Annotated in this window: 20 protein-coding genes and 4 tRNA genes; 10 read left to right on the forward strand and 14 right to left on the reverse strand. The window is 61.6% G+C overall.

Going from position 1 to position 21,156, the window contains the following annotated elements; translation table 11 throughout:
- Positions 1-20: 20 nt before the first annotated feature.
- From lipA to VIO10_RS06830, 6 genes are all read right to left on the reverse strand, one after another.
- Entirely contained in the window at positions 21-908 is an 888-nt protein-coding gene (gene lipA, locus VIO10_RS06805; RefSeq protein ID WP_331961300.1) for a lipoyl synthase, read from the reverse strand.
- A complete protein-coding gene (gene lipB / locus VIO10_RS06810; protein ID WP_331961303.1) occupies positions 901-1,596 on the reverse strand; it encodes a lipoyl(octanoyl) transferase LipB in 696 nt (231 codons plus the stop codon). The genes lipA and lipB overlap by 8 nt, the downstream gene beginning before the upstream one ends.
- Positions 1,597-1,598: 2 nt before the next feature.
- Complete coding sequence (gene lpdA, locus VIO10_RS06815) at positions 1,599-3,011, reverse strand: dihydrolipoyl dehydrogenase (protein ID WP_331961306.1); 1,413 nt, start codon at positions 3,009-3,011, stop codon at positions 1,599-1,601.
- Between the two features lie 189 nt (positions 3,012-3,200).
- Entirely contained in the window at positions 3,201-4,433 is a 1,233-nt protein-coding gene (locus tag VIO10_RS06820; protein WP_331961309.1) for a trans-sulfuration enzyme family protein, read from the reverse strand.
- A 77-nt stretch (positions 4,434-4,510) separates the two neighbouring features.
- A complete protein-coding gene (locus VIO10_RS06825; protein ID WP_331961312.1) occupies positions 4,511-6,355 on the reverse strand; it encodes an MFS transporter in 1,845 nt (614 codons plus the stop codon).
- Positions 6,356-6,442: 87 nt separating this feature from the next.
- Positions 6,443-7,630: an NAD(P)/FAD-dependent oxidoreductase gene (locus VIO10_RS06830; RefSeq protein ID WP_349259231.1), complete on the reverse strand. Its 1,188-nt coding sequence runs from the start codon at positions 7,628-7,630 to the stop codon at positions 6,443-6,445.
- A gap of 102 nt (positions 7,631-7,732) precedes the next feature.
- Here VIO10_RS06830 and VIO10_RS06835 point away from each other — a divergent pair, with 102 nt between their 5' ends.
- Together VIO10_RS06835 and VIO10_RS06840 are read left to right on the forward strand one after the other, a co-directional pair.
- A complete protein-coding gene (locus VIO10_RS06835; RefSeq protein WP_331961318.1) occupies positions 7,733-8,518 on the forward strand; it encodes an SDR family oxidoreductase in 786 nt (261 codons plus the stop codon).
- Positions 8,519-8,540: 22 nt separating this feature from the next.
- The gene (locus VIO10_RS06840; RefSeq protein WP_331961321.1) at positions 8,541-9,488 is read left to right on the forward strand and encodes an LLM class flavin-dependent oxidoreductase; all 948 of its coding nucleotides are present in this window, start codon (positions 8,541-8,543) and stop codon (positions 9,486-9,488) included.
- A gap of 176 nt (positions 9,489-9,664) precedes the next feature.
- Here the strand turns inward: VIO10_RS06840 and VIO10_RS06845 are convergent, their stop codons facing one another.
- Positions 9,665-10,087: a BON domain-containing protein gene (locus VIO10_RS06845; RefSeq protein ID WP_331961324.1), complete on the reverse strand. Its 423-nt coding sequence runs from the start codon at positions 10,085-10,087 to the stop codon at positions 9,665-9,667.
- 250 nt (positions 10,088-10,337) lie between these two features.
- On the opposite strand from VIO10_RS06845, the gene VIO10_RS06850 reads away from it, so the two are divergent.
- Positions 10,338-12,182 (forward strand): AI-2E family transporter, encoded by a 1,845-nt coding sequence (locus tag VIO10_RS06850; RefSeq protein WP_331961327.1) that lies wholly within the window; start codon positions 10,338-10,340, stop codon positions 12,180-12,182.
- Between the two features lies 1 nt (position 12,183).
- On the opposite strand, the gene VIO10_RS06855 is transcribed toward VIO10_RS06850, so the two are convergent.
- Positions 12,184-12,435, reverse strand: a complete 252-nt coding sequence (locus tag VIO10_RS06855; RefSeq protein WP_331961330.1) for a hypothetical protein — start codon at positions 12,433-12,435, stop codon at positions 12,184-12,186.
- A 66-nt stretch (positions 12,436-12,501) separates the two neighbouring features.
- Between VIO10_RS06855 and VIO10_RS06860 the strand changes: the two genes are divergently transcribed.
- Complete coding sequence (locus tag VIO10_RS06860) at positions 12,502-13,332, forward strand: hypothetical protein (protein WP_331961333.1); 831 nt, start codon at positions 12,502-12,504, stop codon at positions 13,330-13,332.
- 34 nt (positions 13,333-13,366) lie between these two features.
- Here VIO10_RS06860 and VIO10_RS06865 read toward each other — a convergent pair whose 3' ends face one another.
- A complete protein-coding gene (locus VIO10_RS06865) occupies positions 13,367-13,507 on the reverse strand; it encodes a hypothetical protein (protein ID WP_331961336.1) in 141 nt (46 codons plus the stop codon).
- 109 nt (positions 13,508-13,616) lie between these two features.
- Here VIO10_RS06865 and VIO10_RS06870 point away from each other — a divergent pair.
- The 4 genes from VIO10_RS06870 to VIO10_RS06885 all read left to right on the forward strand — a co-directional run bounded on the left by VIO10_RS06870 (position 13,617) and on the right by VIO10_RS06885 (position 14,014).
- Positions 13,617-13,690, forward strand: a tRNA-Pro gene (locus VIO10_RS06870).
- Between the two features lie 2 nt (positions 13,691-13,692).
- Positions 13,693-13,769: transfer RNA gene (locus tag VIO10_RS06875), tRNA-Arg, on the forward strand.
- A 60-nt stretch (positions 13,770-13,829) separates the two neighbouring features.
- A tRNA-His gene (locus tag VIO10_RS06880) sits at positions 13,830-13,905 on the forward strand.
- 33 nt (positions 13,906-13,938) lie between these two features.
- Positions 13,939-14,014, forward strand: a tRNA-Lys gene (locus VIO10_RS06885).
- A gap of 44 nt (positions 14,015-14,058) precedes the next feature.
- Here the strand turns inward: VIO10_RS06885 and cydB are convergent.
- The 5 genes from cydB to VIO10_RS06910 form a co-directional block, all read right to left on the reverse strand.
- Complete coding sequence (gene cydB, locus VIO10_RS06890) at positions 14,059-15,102, reverse strand: cytochrome d ubiquinol oxidase subunit II (protein WP_331961339.1); 1,044 nt, start codon at positions 15,100-15,102, stop codon at positions 14,059-14,061.
- A complete protein-coding gene (locus VIO10_RS06895) occupies positions 15,099-16,469 on the reverse strand; it encodes a cytochrome ubiquinol oxidase subunit I (protein ID WP_331961342.1) in 1,371 nt (456 codons plus the stop codon). The genes cydB and VIO10_RS06895 overlap by 4 nt, the downstream gene beginning before the upstream one ends.
- Before the next feature lie 144 nt (positions 16,470-16,613).
- Positions 16,614-17,600 (reverse strand): transporter substrate-binding domain-containing protein, encoded by a 987-nt coding sequence (locus tag VIO10_RS06900; RefSeq protein ID WP_331961344.1) that lies wholly within the window; start codon positions 17,598-17,600, stop codon positions 16,614-16,616.
- Between the two features lie 283 nt (positions 17,601-17,883).
- Complete coding sequence (locus VIO10_RS06905) at positions 17,884-18,432, reverse strand: HPF/RaiA family ribosome-associated protein (RefSeq protein WP_331961346.1); 549 nt, start codon at positions 18,430-18,432, stop codon at positions 17,884-17,886.
- Positions 18,433-18,438: 6 nt separating this feature from the next.
- Positions 18,439-18,591, reverse strand: coding sequence for a hypothetical protein (locus tag VIO10_RS06910; protein ID WP_331961348.1), 153 nt, complete (start codon positions 18,589-18,591; stop codon positions 18,439-18,441).
- 40 nt (positions 18,592-18,631) lie between these two features.
- Here VIO10_RS06910 and VIO10_RS06915 point away from each other — a divergent pair, with 40 nt between their 5' ends.
- Positions 18,632-20,035 carry a nicotinate phosphoribosyltransferase gene (locus VIO10_RS06915; protein ID WP_331961350.1) on the forward strand — a complete coding sequence of 468 codons (1,404 nt, stop codon included), beginning with the start codon at positions 18,632-18,634 and terminating at the stop codon, positions 20,033-20,035.
- Between the two features lie 167 nt (positions 20,036-20,202).
- Positions 20,203-21,141: a ribose-phosphate pyrophosphokinase gene (locus tag VIO10_RS06920; RefSeq protein ID WP_331961353.1), complete on the forward strand. Its 939-nt coding sequence runs from the start codon at positions 20,203-20,205 to the stop codon at positions 21,139-21,141.
- The last annotated feature ends 15 nt before the right edge of the window (positions 21,142-21,156 follow it).

The raw sequence follows: 21,156 nt of genomic DNA on the forward strand, positions 1-21,156 counted from the left end.
TCCGCAGCGCGCTGCTCTTTTCAGGCCCGCGCGCCAGGCTTCTCTACGTTGACGTGTTGCCACGCGTGGTACGAGCTGCGCACCAACGGCCCTGACTCGACGTGATGGAAGCCCATCGCGAGCGCGGCCGTCTTCAACTCCGCGAACTCCGCCGGCGGCACGTACCTGGCCACGGCAATGTGCTGCGCCGACGGCCGCAGATACTGCCCGAGCGTCAGGATGTCGCACCCTACCCTGCGCAAATCGCGGATTACATCGAGCAGCTCGCCGTTGGTCTCGCCCAGCCCGAGCATCACGCCCGCCTTGGTGAACATCGGCTTGCCGAGCTGGCGCGCGGAGTCTTTCGCATGGCGGATGAGGTCAAGCGATCGAGCGTAATTTCCGCCCGGCCGCACCGTGCGATAAAGACTCGGCACCGTCTCGATATTGTGGTTGTAGATGTCGATTGGCGAGCGCACCACCGTCTCGACGCTGGCGATCGATCCCTGGAAGTCCGGCACCAGCACTTCGACCCGCGCTTGCGCAGGCAGCGCTTTGATTGCATGCGCCGTGGCCGCGAAATGCGCCGCGCCGCCGTCGGCCAGATCGTCGCGATCGACCGAGGTGACGACTACATGTTGCAGTCCAAGGCGCTCCACCGCCTGCGCGATTCGCCGCGGTTCATCGGAATCCAGCGGACGAACTTTGCCGTGCGCAATTGCGCAGTACGGACAGTTGCGCGTGCACACGTCGCCCATCAGGATGAAGGTGGCCGTGCGATGCGAAAAGCATTCGCCGATGTTCGGGCAGCACGCCTCCTGGCAGACGGAATGCAGCTTGAGCCCGCCGAGGATCGCCTTGGTGCGAAAGTACTCGGGCGACACCGGTGCGCGAACCTTAATCCAGTCGGGATGTTTTCGTTCAACCATCGCCAGCCATCAGCTGCGGCGCCTGCGCTGTCTGCGACGGGCCGGCGAGAACTATTTCATCGTAACCGAACACGCGGCGGAAGCTCTCGCGCATCACCCCGGCGAACTCGCGGATCGACACCGCGCGCTTCGTCAGCTCGCAGATTGAAGTCATGCGGCATCCCGCGATACCGCAGGGCACGATCGAATCGAAAAAGCTGAGATCGGTGGATACGTTCAGTGCGAAGCCGTGCCAGGTGGTCCAGCGTCGGAGGCCGACGCCGATCGACGCGATCTTCCGCGACCCAACCCAGACGCCGGTCATCGCGTCGCGGCGGGCGGCGTCGATGCCGAATTTTGCGAGCGCGTCGATCATCGCCGCCTCGAGCTCTCGAAGATACTTCGTAACGTCGCGGTCGCGCCCTTCGAGTTTGAGAATCGGATAACCGATCAGTTGTCCGGGGCCGTGGTAGGTCACCTGCCCGCCGCGCGAGACCCGCCGAATCGGCACGCTCGCCGGATTGCCGACGATAAAGCGCTCGTCCGCGCCGCGGCCCAGGGTGAAGACATGCGGATGCTCCATCATCAGGAGCGTATCGCCGATCGTGCCGTCGAGCCGCGCCGCGAGCATCGCGGTTTGGATCGCAAGCGCGGCGTCGTAATCGAGCACGCCCAAATCGGCGACGGTGAGTGCTCCGCGCGCGTCCATTGTCAGAAGTCTATCGCTTCGCCGTCGGCGGCCAAAGCCGCTTGCATGATCGCCTCGGACATCGTGGGATGCGGATGCGCGGTCTTGCCGATTTCGGTAACGGTGGTCTCGAGCGTTTTGCCCAGCACGACTTCGGAAATGATGTCGGTGGCGGCGTGTCCGATTATCTGGCATCCGATCACTTCGCCGTACTGCCTGGTCGCGACGATTTTCACGAAGCCCGCGGTCTCGCCGATCGCAACCGCTTTTCCGATCGCGCGAAACGGAAACTTGCCGACCTTCACTTCGATGCCGCGCGCCTTGGCGTCGGCTTCGCTCAGTCCCACCGTCGCGACTTCGGGCTCGCAGTAGATGCATCCGGGGATCGCGAGCAGGTCGAAGCCGGGTTCGCGCACGCCCGCCATGATTTCGACCGCGGCGATGCCTTCAGCGCTGGCCTTGTGCGCGAGCAGCGGCGGACGGACGACGTCGCCGATCGAATAGATGCTCGGGACGGTGGTCTGGAACGAGTCGTTTATCTTGATAAAGCCGCCGCGTTCGAGCTCGACGCCAATTTTTTCGAGTCCGATGTTCCGACTGAGCGGGTTGCGCCCGACTGCCACCAGCACGACCTCAGCGTCGATCGATTTTTCGGCGCCATCGGCCGTTACCGCGACCGACCACAGATTGCCCTTGCGCGCCATCGACTTGTAGCCATGCCCGAGCATCACGGTCACTTTGCGCTTGACGAACGCGCGGCGCAGCTCTTCGGCGACTTCCGCGTCAAAGCCGGGGAGCATCTGCTTTTCCAGCTCGACGATCGTCACCTTGGCGCCGAACGCGCTGTAGAAATAGCCGAACTCGAGTCCGATCGCGCCGGCGCCGATGATGACGACGCTCGCGGGCATCGTGTCCAGCACCAGCGCCTCCTTGCTGGTAATCACGCCGTCGCCGACCTTCATTCCCGGGAACAGCCGTTCGCCCGAGCCGGCCGCGATTAGAATGCGCTCGCCTTCGAGCGCGGCGGCTTGCGGCGCGGGCTTGCCTTCGACCTGCGCCAGCACGACGGAGTGCGGGCCGGTTACGGCCGCGTCGGCCTCGAAGTAATCGATGTTGTTTTTCTTGAGCAGGTAGAGCACGCCCTTGGAGAGCTTTTCGGCGGCGGCGCGCGAGCGCGCGATCACTTTCTTGAAATCGAAACGAACCTCGCCGACCTCGATGCCGTGTTCCTTGGACGCGCCGCGAATCGTGTCCATCGCAGCGGCGGAGTTCAGCAGCGCCTTGGACGGGATACATCCCCAGTTGAGGCACACGCCGCCGGGGCGGTCGCGCTCGATGACGGCGACGCGCATTTTGAGCTGGCTGGCGCGAATTGCAGCGACGTATCCGCCGGGTCCGGAGCCGATTACGACAAGGTCATAGCGTGAATTTGCCAAGGTGAAGTCCTTCTGAGGTTTTGCTTATTATCGTCCGAATTCGAGCATCGAGTAAGGGCGGGTTGCCATCGCGAGCGGCGGAGGGGCGGAGAACTCAGGATGACGGACAGGAATTCAGAAAAAGATCCGGGTTCCCTCGACTCCGCTCGGGATGACACAGGCGAATGAGGATCCGCAGCGGGCGGTGGATCAACCCAGGGCGCGGGTGAATTCGTCCAGCAGATCGCGCCAATGCTCGGTACCGACCGAGATGCGGACCATCGCGTCGTTGATTCCGGCGACTGAGAATTCCTCGGGCGACAGCTCGCTGTGGGTGGTCGTCATCGGATGGCATACGAGAGTTTCGACGCCGCCCAGGCTGACGGCGTTCTTGGCGATTTTCAAACGGCGCAGGAATTCGAAGGCGCCGGTCTTGCCGCCCTCAACCTCCAACGTCATCAGCGAGCCCGGGTAGTCGGTTTGCGCGTCGCGAATCTTTATCTGGGCGGGGTCGGTGAACAGCGACGGGTAGAGGAGGCGTTTGACGCGTGGATGCCTGGCCAACTGCTCGGCGATTCGCTGTGCGTTCTTGCTTTGCCGGTTCATCCGCAGCGCGACGGTCGAAAGCCGCGAATCGAGCATCCAGCATTCGTCAGCCTGCAGGATGTTGCCGAGCAGCGCGCGAAGCCCGGTCAGGGTCTGGATCAATTCAGGATCGATGGCCAGCACCGCGCCGGCCAGCAAGTCGCTGAATCCGCCGAGGAACTTTGTCGCCGAGTAAATCGCGAGGTCCGCGCCGTGAATCAGCGGATGCTGAAAGGTCGGGCCAAGCAGAGTGTTGTCGATGGCGAGCAAGGGGCGCTTGGGCTTTCGGCGCACTGCGGCGGCGGCTTGCGCGATATCGGTCATCACGAGGGTGGGATTGGCGGGAGTCTCGATCAGAACGAGGTTCAGGTTGTTCGCCTGTTCAATCGCCTCCGTCAGCGCCCTGGTATTACCCGCGGGCACCCCGCGCGCGTCGAAACCGAGCGGTTCGATTATCTGGTGGATCAAGTGCTGGGTTCCGCCATAGAGAGGCTGCGTGTAGATGAGCGAACCGCCGCGCTCCAGAAACGCGAGTATCACGCTGAAGATTGCGGCCAGGCCGGAATTGAAGACGGCCGCGGCGTTGGCGCCGCGCTCGAGCGGCACGAGTTGTTGCTCGAGGATTTCGGCGTTGGGATGGTTCAGGCGCGCATAGATCAGGTCGGGACGATCGTTGCCCAGCGGATGGATTTTTCCAAGCACAATTCCGAACGCACGCTCAGCCGCCTCCGGACTTGGAAAGACGAAGGTTGAGCTGCGATACACCGGCGGTCTGGCCGAGCCGACCGACAACTTCGGGTCAAAGCCCCTGGTCAGCACGGCGGTCTCCGGGCGCACGCGATAGGATATTTTTCGCATAGGTTTTTACTCCAGACGAATTCCCGCGTCAGCGATTCTCGCTGGCATCCGGCACAGGGAGGATCATTTCTTATCAACTAGCCGCGGTCCGCGACACCGGATGCGGCCACGGCGATGGGGGCGCCCTCTCTCAGAGCTTCGACGACCTGGCCGAGATGGGCGCGGATGGCCTCGGCCGGCACCTCACCCGCCGCAAGCCGGCGCGCAGGTCCAAGGCGCATCAGGTGAAAAACGAATATCGCGAACGCCAGCCCCGCGGTCACCACGATCAGCGAAGTTATCGCGCCGGGATCGGTGCGCAGCGAGCTGACGCGACGCAGCACATAGATGACCGAGAGCGCCGAGACTCCAATCGACACCGCAGCCACGGTGAGCACGTCGCGCACCGGCTGCGAAGCGCCCCTGGCGAGATAGCGCTTCAACTCGCCGATGGAGAAGTAGTCGAGGAACCAGCCGACATCGTCGTCGTGGCCGGCTTTGGGCGCCGGCACCATCAGGCCAGTCATCGGATCGAATGCTGCGTGGCCGCGTTCGTGACGCGCGATGCCTTCGAGGATCGTGTTGTGGATCGCCTCCGTCATCGGGAACCTGCGCGCGATCAGGAATGACAGCATCGAGCAAGCCGCGGGGCCCAGCGCGAAAATCGCCCTGATCGCGAAGACGACCCGAGGCGCCTGTACGGCGTTGGGTATATAGCCGAGTGAGGCAAGCACCGCGATGGGAATGGCGGCGCTGGGAATCGCGACGAACTTGGGGAGCATCGACCAGAACGCGGTGTACTGCGCTTCGCGCCGCTTGCCGGTGTAGAGCTCGTCGTAGTCGATTACGTCGGCCTGCATCGAGGGGGTCAGGAACAAGCCGGCGCCGAGTCCGATACCGGCCCAGCAAATCAGCACCAGCAGCCACCAGGTGTCGCCGGGCCCGAGCAGGAACATCGCACCGCCGCCGGTGATGCTCAGAAAAAAGCTGGCAAGATACGCGTTGAGCTTCCCGACTCTGCGCGCAATCGCAAGCCAGATCGGCACCGACACAAATGCGAATGCAAAGTAACCCAGCAGCAGCATCGAGAGCCAGAAAGTCGGATTGCGCGGCCGGATCACGTAGGCGTTGAAGAACGGCATCATCGTGGCCGGAATCGCGCCGCTGATACTGGCCACGACGTAGCTGCCGAGCAGAATCGCAAACGGGCGGTTGCGCAGCGCTCGCCTGACGCCGGGCACCAGCGGATTCGATTCGCGGGTAACGAAATCGGGGCGCTCCTTCACGGTCAGCACCAGCAAGCCGTAGAGCACACTGAGCACGACGCCGAAGAAGATTCCGAGCCGGAAGAACACCTGCCGCTCGGTCATGTGGAACGCCTGCATCATGACGCCGGGGGCTGCGGCCGCCACGATCGTTCCGAGGATGGAGAAAGACTCGCGCCACGCGAACAGGCTCGAGCGCTCGTGATAATTCTGGGTGAGTTCCGGGCCGAGCGCGTAGTGCGGCAGAACATAGATGGTGTGAAATACGAAGTAGAGAATGAACGTCACGCCGAACCAAATCGCCGCGCGGCCGCCGGTGAACGACGCCGGCGGATTCAGCAGGGCGAAAAAAGCCACGCCGCAAAGCGGAGCGCCAAACAGCATGTAGGGCCTGCGCCGGCCAAGGCGCGTGTGCGTGTGATCGGAGATCCAGCCCATCAGAGGATCGCTCAGAGCGTCGAGCGAACGCGCGATCGCGATTGCCATCGCCAGGTACCCCAGCGGCACCAGCACCACGTCGGCATAGAACTTCGGCATGTGGATGAAGATCGGGATGACCATAGCGGCGCCGGCAAAACTGGGGGCGCCGTAGAGAAGCTTGATCCTGAGAGGCAATGGCTCGGAGCTATGCGCGGCAGCGGCAGCGCCCGCGCCGATTTTCGCTCCCGCTGAATCCATCAAGACCTCCGGACTTATCCGCGCGATTAGAAATGTGATGTTAGATTACTTGCCTACTCAAGGGGAATGACGAAAATTCCCGATTGATCAGACGGCGTTGCCCGCGCACCATCCGCTCGACCACGCCCACTGGAAATTGTAGCCGCCCAGCCATCCGGTTACGTCCACCGCTTCGCCGATCGCGTACAGGCCGGGGACGGCGCGAGCCTCCATGGTCTTCGAAGACAGCGCGGCGGTGTCGATTCCGCCGACTGTCACCTCGGCTTTGGCCCATCCCTCGGAACCCGTTGGCTTGAGCTGCCATCGCCTCAGCCGATCCGCCAGTTCGGAAAGGCTGCGGTCCGGGATATTCGCGATCGGAAGATTGGACGCCGCGGCGCCGGCAAGAGCATGCGCCAGGCGAGTCGGAATCACCTCGGCCAGTACGGTTTTCAGTTCGGCCTTGGGCCGCGTGCGCTTTCGGTCCGCGAGGAAGCTTTCGATATCCAATGAAGGCGCAAGGTTGAGCGAGAGCGTGGCGCCATCCCGCCAGTACGACGAAATCTGCAAAATTGCTGGGCCTGAAAGACCGCGGTGCGTGAATAAAATGTTTTCGCGAAAACTGTCGCGGCCGCATGAGGCCACCGCGTCCACCGAAACGCCGGCAAGGGTTCGGCAAAGTTCGAGCGTCTGGCCGGCGACTTTCAACGGCACCAGGCCGGGGCGCGGCTCGATGACCGCCAGATCGAAGCGCCGCGCGATCTCGTAAGCGAAGCCGGTCGCGCCCATCTTTGGAATTGAGAGTCCGCCGGTCGCGAGCACCAAAGCCGGCGCGACGAAGCCGGCTTGGTTGGTCTCGATGCGAAAGCGATCGGCGCGGGTTATTTCGGCGACGCTGTGCCCGGTGCGCAAATCGACGCCGGCGGCCGCGCACTCCGCCAGCAGCATCGCGAGAATCTCGCGCGCCGATCCGTCGCAAAACAGCTGGCCGAGAGTCTTCTCGTGATAGGCAATGCGATGGCGTTCGACGAGTGCGATAAAATCGCGCTGCGTGTAACGGCTGAGCGCGGACTTGCAGAAATGCGGGTTGGCGGAAAGAAAGCGCTCCGGCGCTGTTTCGAGATTGGTGAAATTGCAGCGGCCGCCGCCCGAGATGAGAATCTTGGCGCCCGGCTGATCATTATGCTCCAGCAGCAGTACCCGCCGGCCGCGCTGCCCCGCCGTAATCGCGCACATCAGCCCGGCCGCTCCGGCGCCCACGATCACAACGTCAAACGATTCCATCACCGCCGACATTAGGCGCGTCGCGACGTGGCCACGCAAGGCCGGCATGATGCCAAAGCGCACGAGATTCGCTACAACAATTCACATAACGATCGAAGCCCGGTGAAGTGAAAAATGGATCTTCAACTCAAAGGAAAAACGGCGCTGATTCTTGGCGGCAGCAAGGGACTCGGACGCGGCGTGGCCGACGCGCTCGCGGCCGAGGGCGTTGCGGTCGCGCTGGTAGCACGCGGCCAGGAAGGGCTGGATCGCGCGGTTTCCGAAATCACGTCGCGCGGCGCCAAGGCGATCGGATTTGCGGCGGACCTCGCGAATTGGGCAAGCATCGAGGATGCCGCCAACGCGGCGCGCAAACAGCTCGGAGCGATCGACATCCTGCTCAACAATTCCGGCGGCCCGCCGCCGTCGGGCGTGGCCGGCGTGCCGGCCAAAGTCTGGGAGGAGCAGTTCCAGGCGATGGTGCTGCCGTTGTTTCGAATAACGGATTTGCTGATTGGGGACATGCGCGCGCGAAAATGGGGCCGAATCCTGAACGTGGCCTCGATGAGCGTGGTCGAGCCGATCGCCACGATCGGAGTGTCGAATACGCTGCGCAGCGCGATCGTCGGCTGGGCCAAGACGCTGGCGACGGAGATCGCACGCGACGGGATTACTGTCAACACTCTTCTGCCGGGCCCGATCGCGACCGATCGTACGGTACAGCTCAGCCGCGCGGCTGCGGAACGCCAGAACATTTCCATCGAGGAAGCAATCAAGCGAAACGCGCAGTCGATTCCGGTCGGACGGCTCGGCACGCCCGCAGAATTCGGGGCGGTCGCGGCGTTTTTGGCCAGCCCGCTGGCGGCCTACGTGACCGGTTCTTTGATTCGGGTGGACGGCGGCGCGATTCGATCGGTTTGAGGATGCACATCGGGGTGCGAACATGAGCGATGCTCTACCGCTGAATTCCAAAGTCAGGTTTGGCGTGCTGGCGACGGCGGCCGATCGCGAGCACGCGCGCAGGACTGTCAATTCGCTGTCGCAATGGGGCTACGAAAGCATCTGGGCGGGAGATCACGTTGCGTTCATGGGACCGATCGACGACCCGCTGACCCAGTTGACCTACTTGTCCGCGCTGAACCCGAGCCTGATTTTCGGCACCAGCATTTACCTGTTGCCGCTGCGTCACCCCACGACGGTGGCCAAGATGGTCGCGACGGTGGACCGCCTCATGGGCGCGGGACATTTCATTTTCGGCGTCGGGGTCGGCGGTGAATTTCCGCGCGAGTACGAGGCGTGCGGCGTCCCGCTCAAACAACGCGGCGGGCGCGCAAACGAGGGAATCGAAATAATCAAGCGCCTGTGGACTGGAGAACCGGTCGACTACCACGGCAAGTATTTCAGCTTCGGGAAAATTACGATGTTGCCGAAGCCGCGCACTCCCGGCGGACCTCCCGTGTGGGTGGGGGGACGAGCGCAAGCCGCGCTGAGACGCGCGGCGCGGCTGGGCGACGGATGGATGCCATACGTGGTGACGCCCAAGCGGGTCGGCGAGGGCCTGGAGTTCATCGCGCGCGAGGCGGAAAAGGCCGGGCGCAAGTTCGAGCGTTTCGGCACGGCGCTGCATTTGTTCGTGCGGCTTGGGCCAAGCTACGAAGATGCGCTCGACGTCGCGGCGGAGTATCTGAGCAAGCGCTACGCGATGGATTTCCGCGAGCCCGCCAGGCGTTACGCCGCCGTGGGGAAGCCGGCCGATGTCGCCGCGCGAATCGATGAGTTCGTCAAAGCGGGAATCCGCGATGTCAACGTGGACATCGTTTCCTCTCCGGCCGAGCGCGAAGCACAGAACGAGCAGTTCGCCAGGGAAGTCATCCCTCTCCTGCGGCGATGAAGGATCGTCGCGGGTCGCGGGGAAATAGAAGGACTGAGTACCCCCGCGCGGCTATCGCCCAGTCAGGTTAGCTTCAACGCCGGCCACGCCTTTGGTGTTGGATGCGATCGATGCCGCCGCCAAACTCGCGGCATCGGCACGCAAATCGGCGGCGGCTATCATAGTAGATAGTTCAGCTAGTCGGTGTTCGCTGAGGTAACCACCATAAGTTGGTTGTTAACGCGCACGACGCCGTCGGTTTGTCCCGCCACCTGCGCGGCATGCTGCGCCATCTCGGGCGAAGACACGTTGCCCTTCAGAGTGACGACGCCGGTGGTGGTGGTGACATGTATTCCGGAGGAACTAACGTTCTTATCGCGCGCCAACGCGGTCTTGACCTCGGCGGTGATCGTCGTGTCTTCAATAAAACGCTTGGTTCCGTGATATGCGTCCTTCGCGGCCGCGGCGGTATCGGAGCCAACCTCCTCGACCTTGTCGCCAGCCTGATGCATCGACTGGCTTGCTGTCGTATTGCCGTCCTGAGCGAAAGCAGGAACCGACAAGACCATACCGAATAGCATCGCCGGTATGATTAGTTTGAATGAGTATTTGATTTTCATAAGCCTCTTCCTGTGCGAGATGTTCCAAACGCGCGGAAACCATTTTGATCATCCCGGCGCTGATGAGCGAAAGCGAGGTTGAAACGGGAACAGTGGTTACCGCGGGCACGCTAAGGTGCGGATGGTTCGGCTGAATCGGCGAGTTTCGGCAGCGGCGCGATTATAGTTCAAGATATCCAACCGGCTGGGCTGGGGCGTAAAATAGGCGCCGGCGTAGAGCAGCGGCCGGAGCTCGGCAAGGTCGGGGTGAATGGTAGTGGCGGAAATCGAAAAGCAAGCAGAGCAACCGTACGGCGAAAGTGACGATAGTTTCGCGCTGCTATGGGTTGCCGGACCGGTTTGCGCACTGATCATCGCTACCGGCGCTTTGTATCTGGGCAGATCGGTCCTGCTTCCGCTGGCGATAGCACTGATTCTGAGCGTGGTCTTCAGTCCCGCCGCAACCCGCCTCGAGCGCTACTTCGGGCGCCTCATAAGCGCCGCACTAGTAGTACTAGTGGTAATCGGCGCTATTTCGGCGATTGGGTATTTTCTGACTATTGAACTGACTACTGTTGCCGACCAGGTCGCTGGATACTCGGACAATATCGGAAACAAATTGGCGGCGCTTGAAAAAACCACGCCCCCATGGCTCCAGCACATCAAGGATGCGGTTTCCGACGTTCAGCGTCGCGTGGCAAGCACCAATCCTGCCCCCCGCCAGCCCCATGAAGTGATGGCTATCCCGGTTCCGACCTCTCTCAGCGACAGCCTGAGGCCGGTTATTCCGATCGTCGATGGCATGCTCAAGACGCTGCTCATCATCATGCTGCTGTTTTTTCTGCTTTACAGCCGAAAGGATTTGCGCGATCGATTTGTCCGGCTCGCGGCACGCGGAAGAATTCCGATCGCAGCGCAAGCGATAGAAACCGCGGGTTACACCGTCGGCCGTTACCTGCTGCTTTTTTCGGCGATCAATCTCGCGTACGGCATCGCCGCCGGAACCATAGCCTGGTTTCTCGGGCTGCCGAGCGCCCCGCTGTGGGGTCTGCTCGCATTCCTGTTGCGGTTCATTCCATATGTCGGCGCGATCAGCTCGGCGCTGCTGCCGGCGCTAGTCGCCTTTGCGTTGTTTCCCGGATGGAGCAAAGCGCTCGAGATACTTGGCGGCTTTGTGATTATCGATCAGGTTGCGGCGCAGTTTGCCGAACCATTTATCATCGGGCATGGGATTGACGTCTCTCCGGTGGCGTTGCTGATATCGGCGATGTACTGGTATTGGCTGTGGGGAATACCCGGGCTGCTGCTTTCGACGCCGTTGACAGCTTGTCTTAAGGTTGCGGGCGACTTTATCCCTCCGCTGGGGTTTCTCTCGGTTCTGCTCGGGGCAAACCGCGTTCTCGACGACTACCACGACTTCTACCGCTTGCTGCTTGAACTCAACCCGTCAGGCGCGAGAGATGTTGCTATCCGCTATTGCGATGAGAATGGCCTGGAGCGAACCTTTGACGAGGTGATTGCGCCGGCGCTGCTACTGATGGGTAACGAGCGCGCGGAAGGCCATATCAGTGACGAGAACCAGCGGCTCATCATCGATACAACCCATCAACTGATTGCTGAACTTGGAAACAGGTTCATCAAACCGCGCATTTCTCCGAGCGTGCGAGTGCTGGGCGTGTTGGCGCCCGGCGAGCTGCACTTCCTGGGGTTGATGATGTTGCTCGAGCTGCTACGCCAAGAAGGCGTGGTCGCAACCTTTACCGGAGAGAATAAATCACCGGACGAGATTTCCGATCTGGTCAAACGGTTCACGCCGGACTTCGTCTTCATCTCGTGCATAACCGCCGACTGTTTGCGGGCCACGCTGGAACTGGTGGTGGCTTTAAGATCCATTTCGCCTCGCGTGACGATCATTGCAGGCGGGGAGGCAGCGTTACACCAGTCGACCGAGCTCATAAATGCGGGATGTTCCCAGATCTGCGCCAACCCCAGCGAAGCCCGCCGCGCGATCCGGCGCTTCATTCTCCAACGCGCGAAATCCCGGCTCCCCTTCGGAGCGCTCTTGCCGCGACGCTATGCACCCGTGACGCTACCCGCAACCGAAAAAGCAAAATGATCTAGAAGCCTGGAGGACGGACGTCCTCGGCAAGCCGCTCGGGCGGAGGCGGGAAGCATGGCAGCGTGCTGGTCACCACGTAATGGTAATAGTGCCCGTTCCAGGTAAACGTTCCGGCCGGTTTGCCAAAATTCGAAGCCATCGCGGCAAACCGATCGCCGTCGGCTACTGAGATGAATCGCGAGGGCGCATACGCCAGAAAGTTGCTCGCCGTCTCGGGGACCACTGCGCCCAGCGGCGGCGAAAAATTCATCTGAAGAAAATTAACCGCCGGCCGCCAACCATCAGCCGTCGTTTCATTGTCCGTTATCGGTATCCATTGCCGCTCGTCGAGCGAATCGCCAAGCCGCAGCTGACGGTACTCGGGCGCGCCGGCAGCACTCCTTCGCAACTCGATCACGCCCGGGACTTCGGCTTCGAGCTGGTCACATCTGTCAGCGCTATCCATTACACTTTGACGCGCTTCTGCTTCCTGCTTTGCGCGATCGGCCCCAGGATGCGAAGTCGCGCTCACGCTCGAGGCAATACCCGCCGTCAGCCCAACGGCATCAGCGCCGACATCCTCCGCGACGTTAGCCGCGATGGGCCAGAGTTGAGCCGCTGCCATCCAGCAGCCGCTGACCCCAAGGGCGACCGCGGTCACGAGTATCGCGACGAGCGATGCGCAGAATTGTCGCTTCAGGCGATCGATAAAACCCCCGGCCCGGAGCGCCAGCGCATCAATGAACGCCTCAAGCAAGGGCGCCGGCCTCCGGTCCCGGTCAGCCTAGCAGAAATTGCAAAACATAAATGCCGGGGGAAAACTTGCCGAAGATTGATTTCGTGGATGCCGGGTCGCCGGCAATTACGCGTATCGCGCGCCGGCTATGATCCGATTTTCGAGAAAAAGAACGGCCGGGCTACGAGTGGGGACCGTGGTGGGGAGCCTACGGTTCAAGTAGCCCGGCCTGCTTGGGGACAGACGCTGTTCGTCTCGGGGGAGGAGATTGCCAGCGTTGAGAAGAGTTGGAGCAAACATCGTGCCTTGAAAAAACCGAGACAAATTCAGGGCATCGCCGTTAGATTTTTTCTCTTTCTGCGACTCGGAACATCGGAAAGTCTCGAATTCGACCACTTTTCCGGCCAAAATTGCGAGTTTCGCAAGTTGTGACCTCATCGCTGGGTGCGGTCGCAAAATTCGCATCTCACATATGTAATCCGGCGGAGTGCGCCAGGAAGACTGCGCCGAGCACAGTGTTGATCTTGCGTCGATGCAGATGATACGCCGCGCCCGACGCAATGCGCTCGACCAGTCCGCGCTCGCAGCTCAAGATGCCGCCATCCACACGATCGTGCGCCGCGGGCGCGGTTGCACGAATAAATTGGCGAACAAAACCGATGTGCGAACGATCATCGGTTGAGAGCCGATCGTCCGTGTGTTACTTCCTAAGGGCTCGGGGCGTAGCGCAGCTTGGTAGCGCACCTGCCTTGGGAGCAGGGGGTCGGCCGTTCAAATCGGCTCGCCCCGATCGCGCCAGTAGCTCAGGTGGAAAGAGCAACGGCCTTCTAAGCCGTGGGTCAGGGGTTCGAGTCCCTTCTGGCGCGCCACGGAGGCGAATTGTGAATCGGCGGCTCGATGCGCCGGACGGATTGAATAGATCGAAGGTGGTGAGTGTAGCTCAGTTGGCAGAGCATCGGATTGTGGCTCCGGCGGTCGAGGGTTCAAATCCCTTCACTCACCCCAAACATCCTGCTACGTAAGCATGGCTTCGACGGTGGGCCGTTAGCTCAGTTGGTAGAGCAGCTGACTCTTAATCAGCGGGTCTGGAGTTCGAGTCTCCAACGGCCCACCAAAGAACCCCGGAATCGAGCCTTATCCGCGCTGTAAATCGCCGCTTCAGTGAGGGATTTTCTCTTCGGCGCTGAGGCGGTACACGAACACGAAATAGACCGCGACCAGCGCCATGCCGGGGATGAACCAGTAAAGGCCCACGGTGAGGCCGTAGGTTGCGGCGGCGCTGTTATAAACCGCCAGCCCAGCGGCCGGGTCGGTGCTCGACGGCAAAAGATACGGATAGAGGCCGAACGCCGCGCTGGTGAGCATCCCGACGATGTACAGGCAGGAGGCGAGGAAGGCGCCCGTCGCGCGCCCGGCGCTGCTCAACAGCTTCATCCCGAACATCCCGGTTGCGGCAGCAAGCGGAAAGACGAATCCCCAGGGGGCGTCCCGAAAGCGGTGGCCGAGGTGCGGCTGGACCAGCGGAACGATGATCACCAGCAGCGCGGTGATGACCAGCGCCGCCCACCACGCCACCTCGGCGGCTTTGTGGGCGCGCGCCGCGACGGCGCCCGCGGTCTTCATCGCGACCCACAGCGCTCCATGCACGGTGAGCGCCGCGAGGCTTCCCAGTGCGACGATTATCGTGAACCAGTCGAGGATCCCGGCCGTGGGCATCAGACGCAGGTTGGCCCACAGCGGCAGGAAGAAGAAGCCCGAGCGGTCAAGCGGAACCCCGCGCACGACGTTGCCGATCGCGGCGCCGAAGAAGATCGCGAGCAGCGCGCTGGCGCCGGCGAACACCACGTCCCACAACGGATACCACACCAGGCTCGAAACCTTGTTGCGGAACTCGATCGCGATGCCGCGCAGGATGAGGAGCCAGAGCACGATTATCAGCGGCAGATAAAATCCTTGGAAACCCGAGGCATAAACCACGGGAAAGGCGAAAAACAGGATGCCGCCGCCGGCCACCAGCCACACCTCGTTGCCGTCCCACACCGGGCCCACCGAGGCCAGCACCGAGCGGCGTTCGGCCTCGGTGCGCGCGACGAAGAGATGGACGATGCCGGCGCCGAGATCGAACCCGTCGAACACGGCGTACCCGGCGAACATTATCGCCACCAGGCAGAACCAGAGCGTTTCCGTATGCGCCTCCTTCAATCGGCCGCAAGCGCCGACCCGCTGCCGTTGGCCGCACCGTGCTCTTCCGCCGCCGCCTCGGGTCCCCGCTGCACTTCAAGGTAGAGCAGGAACAGGAACAGCACCGCGAGCAGGCTGTACATCCCGGCAAAGCCGATCAGGGTGAACATCGCGTTGCCCGCGGAAACCTCGACTGAGCTGCCGACGGCCGTCCGCATCAGCCCATAGACGACCCACGGTTGGCGGCCGACCTCCGCGGTTAACCATCCAGCGGTCGTGGCAATATAGGGAAACGGAGCGAGCAGCATCAGCGCCCACAGCAGCAACGGCGTATCGTAAAGCCGCCCGCGCCAGAGCATGTAGGCCGCAAGCGCGAGCACCGCGACGAAGATTGTGCCCAGGCCCGCCATGATGTGGTAGGCGAAGTAGAGCAGCGGGATGTTGTCGGGCCAGCGGTCCTCGGGAAAGGCGTCGAGCCCTTTCACCTCGGCCTTCCATCGCCGGTAGGTAAGAAAGCTCAGCAGCCGCGGCAGGTAGATGGGATTGTCGAGCTTTTTCTCGCTCATGTTGGGCTGCCCTACCAGCATGAGCGGCGCGCCGCGTTCGTTGGTGAACAGTCCCTCCATCGCCGCCAGCGTGGCCGGCTGGTCATAGGCGATGTTCCTGCCTTGGACGTCTCCGGTCGGGAAAATCAGGATGCAGGAGGCTATCAGCCCCGCCGTCACTCCCATCGCGACGAACATCCGTCCGTACTCGAGGTGCTGGCGGGTAAGCAGGTAGAAGGCGCCGAGCGCCGCCATCACCACGCTGGCCGTCACCACCGAGGCGGTCATGGTGTGCATATACTGCCACCAGGCCCATTGATTCAGGAGCAACGCCCAGAAGCTCGCCAGCGCGAAGCGGCCGTCGGGCAAAAGCTGGTAGCCGACCGGATGCTGCATCCAGGCGTTGGTCGCGATGATGAAGAAGCCGGAAAGCCATGCGCCGAGGAACACCAGGAAGGCGCTGAGCCAGTGCAGGCGGGGCCCCAGGCGCCGTTCCCCGAACAGGAAGGCGCCGAGAAAGCTCGATTCAAGGAAGAATGAAAATACTCCCTCCATCGCGAGCGTCTGACCGATGACGCCGCCGCTTGCGCGCGAAAAAAGCGCCCAGTTGGTCCCGAACTGAAACTCCATCGGGATCCCGGTGACCACTCCCATCGCGAAATTGATCCCGAAGATACGGCCCCAGAACCGGGCGGCGTGGTTGTAGCACTCCTTGCCCGTCCTGAGCGCTTGAGTCTTCAGGATGACCAGCAGCAGCGCCAGACCCATCGTGAGCTGGGGAAACAGGTAGTGGAACACCGCGGTGAACGCGAAGTGCAGGCGATGAACCGTGAGTGCGTCCATTCGATCTTCTTCCTCCCGGTCCGTTCACTCGGGCTCGGCCAGCGGCTTGCGCCTCCGGGGTAAAGGGCTGTGCAGCGCGGAATACTTCCAATCACTATTAAAGAAGCGATTCAAGGACCATCGCCGCGGAGCAGTTTGACCAGTCTATTTGGTATCAGCGAAATACTTCCGATTGAGGTTGTTCGTGTACCCATCTTCCCTTAGTTTGAGCAGTTCTTCATCGATCGCCCTGCGAATCGGGCTGTTCAACGGCAGAGCAAATCCGTATTGCTGGGGCTTGAACACAGCGCCAACCTCGTTGAGCTGCAGCTCGGGATGCTGTTTGTTGTAATATCGCAATATCGGCGAATCGTACACGATCGCATCAACCCGGCGCTGCGTGAGCGCCTGAACGGCGCCTTGGAGGCCGTCAAAAGTCTGCGTGTCAAACCCTGCGGATTCGCAGTAGATCTCGCCGGTGCTGCCCGCGATGCTACCCACCTTTTTTCCCGCCAGGTCCTGAAAGCTGACTATATGACCGCGGATTTTGTCGATCGTCATCACGCTGGTCATACTCGATGTGATGTAAGCGATCGCGATCACGCCGGACGCCAGAAAGATCCCTGCCAGCAAGTGGCCGACAGGTCCGGATATCAAACGCTTGTGAGATGAACTGCCGGCCGCCGCCGTCGACATGACGTGATAGAATGATTCCGCCAATCCGCTCAGCCAGTCGCGGGGAAATTCGGGGTCCAGTCTGCGGTCGAGAATCGCCAGTACCAGTGTCGCTACAATCATGGCGCCGAACGCGACGGCGAAGATTCGCACGTGGCCCCATTCATATAGGCCCCTGAAAAGTTCAGCCAGGCCGGCTCTTCGGTTGGAGTTGACCATCACCTGAAGGCCGGATTCAAAGTAGGGCTGTGAAAAATCTATTTTCTTGAGACGATTGCTGGTGATGAAAAGATCGGTCACCCCCACCTGCGCCTGACCTTCGCTCACCATGTTTATTAGTTCTGGCAGCGTTTTGGCTTCCACGTATTCGATCTTCCAGCCATTCGCCGCCGCAATCGTTTCCCATAGCTCGATTGCAAAGCCGCCAAAACCAGTCGAGGTTCTGGCGACGAACGGTGGATCGACGTAAACGGCCACTCTCAGCGGCGGCGCGTTGCCCCACGAGGAGGCCGCCGCCCATGCCCCGCCCCTCAGGACCACAATCAGGACAACGATAAGTGCTGTCTTCATCGCTCTGTAATTTTTATTCCCGGACCAGCATCTATTCTGGTTCCGCTCTCCCGTCACTACCCCACGGTTCCAGTCCCTACCATTGATTCTCACGATGGACCAGCGGCGTCGCCGGCATCCGCATCGACTTGGCTTTCAGACGAATGAAAAGCCTCGGTACCGCTGGAATTTTTAGGAGGGACCGGCCCGGCTACCGGAGTCGCTTGCCCCCGACGATCGCGACGGTGCTCGCCTGCGGACCTTCATCACCCTCCTCCTCGGCAAAGCGCACCGCGGTTCCGGGCGCCAGAGCGTCGAAATGCTCGTCGAGGACGCTGTGGCGATGGAAGTAGATCTCGCGGTTGTCCGGCGTTTCGAGGAAGCCGTAGCCCTCTTTCGGGAAAATGCGAGCAACCCGGCCGACCGACGGCAGCTCGTGTGCTTTGACGTCACGCCTGAGCTCGCGAAGATGATCCTCGAGGCGACGCCGGGCGGCATCGAATGCGTCTCTGATCGCGACCGCCAAATCATCGGCCGACTGCCGGTTGACGGAGAGCTCCGCACGCGGCACGCGGAGATCGATCCGAACGTTGAACGGGCCTCCTTTGCGGTGGTGATGAACCGGAGCCTCGACCACGACGTGGCATCCGGTGAGCCGTACGAAGTAGAGCTGTAGGTCGTCGGCGCGTTCGCGGATCTGCGCCTCCATGGCGGGAGTCAATTGAAAATCACGCGAGGTAATTTGAACGGGGCGCTGCATTTGAATTCACCATCCTGGGCGTCGAGTTTTGAGAGGCAGGCCGTCGAGTTCGCGCCGGGCCGCATCCCACGAAAATCCTGCGCAGACTTTCCCGTAATCGAGGAGATTGGGGGTGACCGCCCATCCGCGCTTCGGCTTTTCGATCGTCTTGGAAATCATTAAAGATTGACTCTGTTGGGAGATCTGATGGAGGACCGACATGCCAATCGACCTGAGTTTCGATCCAAACGAGATTCCTCTGCTCACCGATCTCTACGAGCTTACCATGGCGGCAAGCTATTTTGCTCTGGGATTCAATCGACCGGCATGTTTCGGCATGAGCGTCCGCCGCCTGCCTCCACGGCGCGGCTTCCTTGTGGCAGCAGGCCTGGAACGCCTGCTGGAAGCGCTTGAGCAGTTTCGGTTCGAACCGGCCATACTCGATTACCTGGAGTCACTGCGGCTGTTCAAATCGGACTTCCTCGATTTCCTCGGCAAGTTGCGATTCACCGGCGAGGTCCATGCCATGGCTGAAGGCACGGTCTTTTTTGCCGGGGAACCAATCATCGAAGTGCGCGCACCGCTAATCGAGGCGCAACTGATCGAGACGCTGGTCATCAACCAGCTCGGAATGGCCTCGCTTATCGCGAGCAAGGCGGCGCGCAGCGTGATCGCGGCGCGGGGCAAGCGGCTGGTTGATTTCGGACTCAGACGCAGCCAGGGCGAGGCCGCAGGCCTGATCGCGGCGCGTTCGAGCTACCTTGCGGGTTTCGACGGCACTTCCAATGTTCTTGCCGGCCGGCGTTACGGTATCCCGCTCTACGGCACCATGGCTCACAGCTACATCATGGCGCATGACCGGGAGCGCGAGGCCTTCGAGCACTTTGTGCGGGATTTCCCAAAGCACAGCACGCTGCTGGTCGATACCTACGACACCGTCCGCGGCGTCCAGAACGCCGTCATTGTCGCGGATCAGATGCGCCGGCGAGGCTTTGAGCTGCAGGGTGTGCGGCTCGACAGCGGCGATCTAGCCGACTTGAGTCTCAAGGCGCGGGCCATTCTTGATCGTAACGGTCTGAAGAATACTTCGATCTTCGCCAGTGGGAATCTCAACGAATACAAGATTCACGATCTGATCGCGGCAAATGCGCCGATCGATGCGTTCGGCGTCGGCACCGAGATGGTCGTGAGCGGCGACGCTCCATCGCTCGACCTCGCCTACAAGCTGAACGAATACGACGGCATTCCTCGAATCAAGACTTCCCAAGGGAAGCTTACCCTGCCGGGGAAAAAGCAGGTGTTCCGCGCAATCGACGCTGACGGCCGCTTTTATGCCGACCTGATAGCTCTGGCCGGCGAGACCACGGCGCTGGTCGCGCGCCAATTCAATCCAATTGCGTCCGAAGTCGCGACCCTCCTGTCTCTGCAATTCAGCGGTGGCCGCCGGCTCACGCCGCGTCCCAAGCTCACCGAGTCGCGCGAGCGCTTCCTCAACACGCTCGAGCGGCTTGACCAGCGTTACCAGGACCTCGAGCAGCCCGAGGCGTATCCGGCGCGGAGTACGGTTGCTCTCAGCACGATGCTGAATGAACAGAAACAGCGCGCCGGGAAGTGCCAGGAATAATCGGGCGGAACTGGTTCGTGTCAGTCACACCGCGCACTGGCGGCGGTCTGGGACGCGTTCATCTTCCACGAACGACAGCGCCTGGTGTGATTTGGAACCGTAGCGGTAAGATGGGCACGGCTGATGCTGATAGCAAATGAACAATTCAGATTTGCGGATGAACTGACATGAATCTCGTTGTTGTAGCCGGCTCCGGAAACCCGTCGCTTGCCGACTCTGTTGCCGAAAGGCTCGGAACCCGAGTCTGTCGCTCTGTGCTGAACCGATTTCCCGACACCGAGCTGCACGCAGAGATAGAAGAAAGCGTGCGCGGCTGCGACGTCTACGTGGTTCAGCCGACCGGTCCTCCGGTGGACCGTCACTTGATGGAATTGTTCTTCCTCGCTGATGCCTGCCGGCGGGCAGGTGCATCCCGCCTTACTGCCGTAGTTCCGTACTTCGGATATGCGCGTCAGGATCGCCGTGCAAACGGGCGGGAAGCGGTTGGCGGGCGGCTGATCGCGGACCTGCTGGCAGTCGCCGGCTTCGAGCGAATTGTCGCGCTCGATCTTCATACCGTTTCACTCGAAGGCTTCTTCAGCATCCCGCTCGAGCACTTGAGCGCGATATCGCTCTTTGCAAATGCGATCGAGGAACTGGTCACTGACAAGAGTGTGATCGTCGCGCCGGACCTGGGGGCCGTCAAACTCGCCGAGCGGTACGGCGAACTGCTAAGCCTGCCCATCGCGATTGCCCACAAGATCCGCCTCAGCGGCGAAGAAGTAAGAGTGCGTGGCATCGTTGGCGAGGTCGGCGGACGCGCGCCGATTATCGTGGATGACATGATATCGACCGGCGGCACCATCGAGGCCGCCGCGGCAGCCGCGATCGCCGCCGGTTGCATTCCCGAGATCACGGTAGTTGCCAGCCATGCCTTGCTGGTGGGCCCCGCGATTCGCCGGCTTTCAGCTTTGCCGCTGAAACGAATCGTGGTGACCGACAGTCTGCCAACTCCGGAGCACGGTTCGCTGACGCTGCAGGTGGTGAGCCTGGCAGCCATGCTCGCCGAGACGGTGAGTCGCCTGAACGTTGGCGAGTCCATGACCGAACTCCTGAGCCACCGATGATCGCGAACAAATCAT

Origin of the sequence: Candidatus Binatus sp. (assembly GCF_036567905.1) — a bacterium.
GTDB lineage: Bacteria > Desulfobacterota > Binatia > Binatales > Binataceae > Binatus.

Bases quoted from the DNA above. Each gene is read 5' to 3' on its own strand.
- lipA (WP_331961300.1), bottom strand. From the start codon at position 908: ATGGTTGAACGAAAACATCCCGACTGGATTAAGGTTCGCGCACCGGTG.
- lipB (WP_331961303.1), bottom strand. From the start codon at position 1,596: ATGGACGCGCGCGGAGCACTCACCGTCGCCGATTTGGGCGTGCTCGAT.
- VIO10_RS06820 (WP_331961309.1), bottom strand. From the start codon at position 4,433: ATGCGAAAAATATCCTATCGCGTGCGCCCGGAGACCGCCGTGCTGACC.
- VIO10_RS06825 (WP_331961312.1), bottom strand. From the start codon at position 6,355: ATGGATTCAGCGGGAGCGAAAATCGGCGCGGGCGCTGCCGCTGCCGCG.
- VIO10_RS06830 (WP_349259231.1), bottom strand. From the start codon at position 7,630: ATGTCGGCGGTGATGGAATCGTTTGACGTTGTGATCGTGGGCGCCGGA.
- VIO10_RS06835 (WP_331961318.1), top strand. From the start codon at position 7,733: ATGGATCTTCAACTCAAAGGAAAAACGGCGCTGATTCTTGGCGGCAGC.
- VIO10_RS06840 (WP_331961321.1), top strand. From the start codon at position 8,541: ATGAGCGATGCTCTACCGCTGAATTCCAAAGTCAGGTTTGGCGTGCTG.
- VIO10_RS06845 (WP_331961324.1), bottom strand. From the start codon at position 10,087: ATGAAAATCAAATACTCATTCAAACTAATCATACCGGCGATGCTATTC.
- VIO10_RS06850 (WP_331961327.1), top strand. From the start codon at position 10,338: ATGGTAGTGGCGGAAATCGAAAAGCAAGCAGAGCAACCGTACGGCGAA.
- VIO10_RS06855 (WP_331961330.1), bottom strand. From the start codon at position 12,435: ATGAATTTTTCGCCGCCGCTGGGCGCAGTGGTCCCCGAGACGGCGAGC.
- VIO10_RS06895 (WP_331961342.1), bottom strand. From the start codon at position 16,469: ATGGACGCACTCACGGTTCATCGCCTGCACTTCGCGTTCACCGCGGTG.
- VIO10_RS06905 (WP_331961346.1), bottom strand. From the start codon at position 18,432: ATGCAGCGCCCCGTTCAAATTACCTCGCGTGATTTTCAATTGACTCCC.
- VIO10_RS06910 (WP_331961348.1), bottom strand. From the start codon at position 18,591: ATGATTTCCAAGACGATCGAAAAGCCGAAGCGCGGATGGGCGGTCACC.
- VIO10_RS06915 (WP_331961350.1), top strand. From the start codon at position 18,632: ATGCCAATCGACCTGAGTTTCGATCCAAACGAGATTCCTCTGCTCACC.
- VIO10_RS06920 (WP_331961353.1), top strand. From the start codon at position 20,203: ATGAATCTCGTTGTTGTAGCCGGCTCCGGAAACCCGTCGCTTGCCGAC.